Genomic DNA, 438 nt, shown 5'->3' on the forward strand with positions numbered 1-438 from the left:
GCCTTTGGTTGCAACGCGAAGGTCCAGACATGATTGAATTCCGCGGAAAAAGCTTGACGCCGGCTCGATTGATTTGGGGAAGCACGGCATTCCTGAGTGCCGCCATCTCTCGAGGGGCCTGGGCGCAAGAACGCGTGACGCCAGACGTTTCCGGAGATGTCGAGGTGGCTTCAGACTATCGATTCCGAGGCTATTCCCGCAGCCAGGAAGAGCCGGTCGCGCAGGCGAGCCTTGATGCCACGCTTCCAGTTGGCGGTTCAACGAGTCTTTTTTCGGGCGGGATCGGATCCCTGACCCAAGGCAACCCGGATTATGGTTCGTTTCAAGCGCAAGTCTACGCTGGCGTGGAACAGCAGGTCGGAATTTTCCGCTTGTCTCTGGGTGGGCGCGGCTATTTGTTCCCGGATCTGTCGGCTAAAGACTATTTTGAACTGTTTG

The 438-nt window shown here is 57.1% G+C and carries 1 protein-coding gene; it reads left to right on the plus strand.

All coding sequences use genetic code 11. The features are described from left to right. Positions 1-29: 29 nt before the first annotated feature. On the plus strand, positions 30-438 hold a 409-nt coding region (locus tag AACY52_RS31565; protein ID WP_339561589.1), incomplete at its 3' end, for a TorF family putative porin.

The sequence above is a fragment of the Pseudomonas sp. EA_65y_Pfl1_P113 genome, assembly GCF_963970525.1.
GTDB classification, from domain to species: Bacteria; Pseudomonadota; Gammaproteobacteria; order Pseudomonadales; family Pseudomonadaceae; genus Aquipseudomonas; species Aquipseudomonas tritici.